General features: G+C 34.9%; 4 protein-coding genes and 1 pseudogene. 3 read left to right on the top strand and 2 right to left on the bottom strand.

Annotation, left to right across the window (positions count from 1 at the left end; translation table 11 throughout):
• Window positions 1-314, bottom strand: a pseudogene (locus tag ACIQ0D_RS12470) (hypothetical protein); the annotation flags it as partial.
• 173 nt (window positions 315-487) lie between these two features.
• Entirely contained in the window at window positions 488-838 is a 351-nt protein-coding gene (locus ACIQ0D_RS12465; protein WP_395806102.1) for a 4Fe-4S binding protein, read from the bottom strand.
• Window positions 839-943: 105 nt separating this feature from the next.
• Between ACIQ0D_RS12465 and ACIQ0D_RS12460 the strand changes: the two genes are divergently transcribed.
• The 3 genes from ACIQ0D_RS12460 to ACIQ0D_RS12450 form a co-directional block, all read left to right on the top strand.
• A complete protein-coding gene (locus ACIQ0D_RS12460; RefSeq protein ID WP_395806100.1) occupies window positions 944-1,969 on the top strand; it encodes an acyl-CoA reductase in 1,026 nt (341 codons plus the stop codon).
• Between the two features lie 266 nt (window positions 1,970-2,235).
• A complete protein-coding gene (locus ACIQ0D_RS12455) occupies window positions 2,236-2,439 on the top strand; it encodes a fructose-6-phosphate aldolase (protein WP_291400815.1) in 204 nt (67 codons plus the stop codon).
• The coding region (locus ACIQ0D_RS12450; protein ID WP_395806098.1) for a cell division ATP-binding protein FtsE at window positions 2,436-2,929 on the top strand (494 nt) is incomplete at its 3' end. The genes ACIQ0D_RS12455 and ACIQ0D_RS12450, both read left to right, overlap by 4 nt.

The following is a 2,929-nucleotide window of genomic DNA, read 5'->3' as shown; positions in this document are numbered from 1 at the left end:
ATTTGACTTGATTTTGAAGAATAAACACTTGGGAGCGATGGAAAAAAAGATTTCGAGGAAAGAAATATGTCTCTTTTGTTTCTTTCTCGCCCGGAAGGTTTGTCGTGTTCTTTTTTCTCCTCTTCTTTAGCCTTCTTCATCATTTGACACTTACCCTTACATTGAAGTTTTGGCTTTTCTTTGTTCACACAATTTTTAGCATATGAATCGGTATTTATATAATAATCAAGTACTACAAAATCTTTACTGAATGTTTGTAAAAGAACAGCAAGCAGAAAGATTAGAGAAACTAAAAAACGAAATAATTCTTTCAATTTTGACATTATTTCGCAAAGTTAATGAAAATTAATGACTTATAATTGAAAATAAGGATTTGAAAATATCTCAAGAAAATAAACACTTTCAGTCTAATTTTACAAAAGAATCCAAAAACAAAAAAGGCAGCAAAAACTTTCTGCCACCTTAAAATCGAATACTTTAAGTTTTACTATTCTACGTGAAGCCAAGCTTTCTTTGCTAGCAACTCTTCACGAGATTCACGAACATCTTCATCATCCACACAGCAATCTACCGGGCAAACAGCAGCGCATTGTGGCTCATCGTGAAAACCCACACATTCGGTACATTTATCTGATACTATATAATATACCTCGTCGGAAATTGCGGCTTGAACTTCCTCGGCATTCAAATTGGTTCCGTCACCGAAGTCAATTAAACCTCTAAGGTTGGTTCCATCCGAAAATCTCCATGTTGCACCCGCATCATAAATTGCATTATTCGGGCATTCAGGCTCGCAAGCCCCGCAGTTAATACACTCATCGGTGATTTTAATTGCCATTTTGTATAAAAATCTATTTGTTACGTTAATTTTGCAATTAAAATAGAGCAAATGCTCTGTTTAATTGATGATACAAATATAATATTATTTGATTAAAATATTTAGATGAGTAAGATTTTGACAAGCAAACAACGAATCAAGGCATTTATACAACTAGGCCATGTTCTACAAAAGCCAGATGAGCAATTAAAGCAACTAATCTCTTCAGCACAGCAATATAATGCATGGTTTACCCCACAAAGTACTGCAAAAGCAGTCGCAGCGATAGCTAACATGCTCAGTGAAAATGATTTACAGAAATGGCTTGAGGAAAAACAGGACTTATCACAAAAAAGCTTTTCGATTAGTTTAATTCTAGCAGGAAACATTCCACTTGTAGGATTCCACGATATTTTATGTGTTTTAGCATCTGGAAACAAGGCCTTAATTAAATTATCATCACAGGACAAGCTTCTTACACCCTATATTTTGAATAAATTGGTGGAGATAGAGTCTGCATTTGCAGAACAATTTGAGTTTATTGATAGATTAAAAGATTTTGATGCCGTTATTGCCACTGGAAGTAATAATACCTCTCGTTATTTCGACTATTATTTCAGTAAAGTTCCAAATATTATTCGCAAAAATAGAAATAGTATTGCGGTATTAAATGGAAAGGAAAGTAGGGAAGAATTACATGCATTAGGGAATGATATTTTCGATTATTTCGGACTTGGATGCAGAAATGTATCAAAGGTTTTTGTCCCAAAAGGCTATAAATTCGATACTTTTTTCGAATCCATTGAAGATTTTAAATCGATTGCCGATCATCACAAATACAATAATAATTACGACTATAATAAATCTATATTCTTGGTAAATATGGATAAACATTTGGATAATGGATTTTTATTGGTGAAGGAAGATGAGCGCTTTGCCTCCCCCCTAGCTGTACTTTATTACGAAGAATATGAAAATATTGATAAAGTCAATAAAAAACTTTTCGAGCAAAAAGACCAAATCCAATGCATCATTTCCAATGAAACCTTAAGCATTGAAACCTTAGGATTTGGTCAAAGCCAATGCCCTGCATTGTGGGATTATGCGGATGGGGTAGATACGATTGAGTTTTTGAGGGGGTTAGGGAGTTGAGAGTTGTTATCAGTTATCAGGCTAGCGACATCTGTTACTTGGTGGCTGAGGTCTTCTCGAAGCCAGGAAAAGAGTTATCAGTTGTCAGTTGTCAGGCTAGCGACATCTGTTACCCGGTGGCTGAGGTCTTCTCGAAGCCATTCCTTCTCCGCAATCACAAAAATCAAACAAATCATAGTTCAGACAGTTTGTGAGATGTGAGAATTTGTCTTAAATTAACAATAATCCACACGAATTAATAAATTAAACAATTAACTTTGTTCTCGATGTATGTGATTAAAGTTAAAGGAGTTGCAAAGATTCCAGATTACGTTCAGCTTCGTGATGAAAAATTCACTTTGTTGGCCTATTTTCGCTTAGACAGACCAGAGAAAGCATTAGAAAAAGCTGGGTATGGAGAGCGTGCAGACTACATTATGGATAAAATTAAAGAATTGCCTTTTGGGCAGATTTTAAAACTTGAATTATGATAGGCAAGTCGGTTATAAAATTAGAGGGTGTTGACATTTATCAGCAGAAGCATCTTGTTCTTAACAATGTGAATCTGGAGATTAATCCGGGAGAATTTGTTTTCCTCATCGGACAAACAGGTTCTGGTAAAAGTAGCTTATTAAAAGTTATTTATGGTGAGCTTCATATTGCTAATGGAGAAGGACAGGTTGCTGGTTTCGATCTTAAAAATCTGACAGATAAAGAAGTACCATTTCTCCGTAGAAAATTAGGAATTGTATTTCAGGACTTCCAATTACTTACCGATCGTAGCATTGAGGAGAATTTAGAATTTGTACTTAAAGCAACAGGCTGGAATGATAAAAACCTCATTTCTACACGAATATTAGATGTTTTAGAAAAAGTTGGGCTACGTTCAAAAGTTAAAAAAATGCCACATGAATTATCTGGCGGTGAACAACAACGTGTAGTTATTGCTAGGGCCTTACTTAATGACCCTGAGTTAATTTT

The sequence above is a fragment of the Daejeonella sp. genome (assembly GCF_044342615.1).
Taxonomy (GTDB): Bacteria; Bacteroidota; Bacteroidia; order Sphingobacteriales; family Sphingobacteriaceae; genus Daejeonella.
The sequence above is the reverse complement of the archived record's forward strand: the minus strand, read 5'-3'. Positions and strand labels throughout refer to the sequence as shown.

Bases quoted from the DNA above. Each gene is read 5' to 3' on its own strand.
- ACIQ0D_RS12460 (WP_395806100.1), top strand. From the start codon at position 944: ATGAGTAAGATTTTGACAAGCAAACAACGAATCAAGGCATTTATACAA.
- ACIQ0D_RS12455 (WP_291400815.1), top strand. From the start codon at position 2,236: ATGTATGTGATTAAAGTTAAAGGAGTTGCAAAGATTCCAGATTACGTT.
- ACIQ0D_RS12465 (WP_395806102.1), bottom strand. From the start codon at position 838: ATGGCAATTAAAATCACCGATGAGTGTATTAACTGCGGGGCTTGCGAG.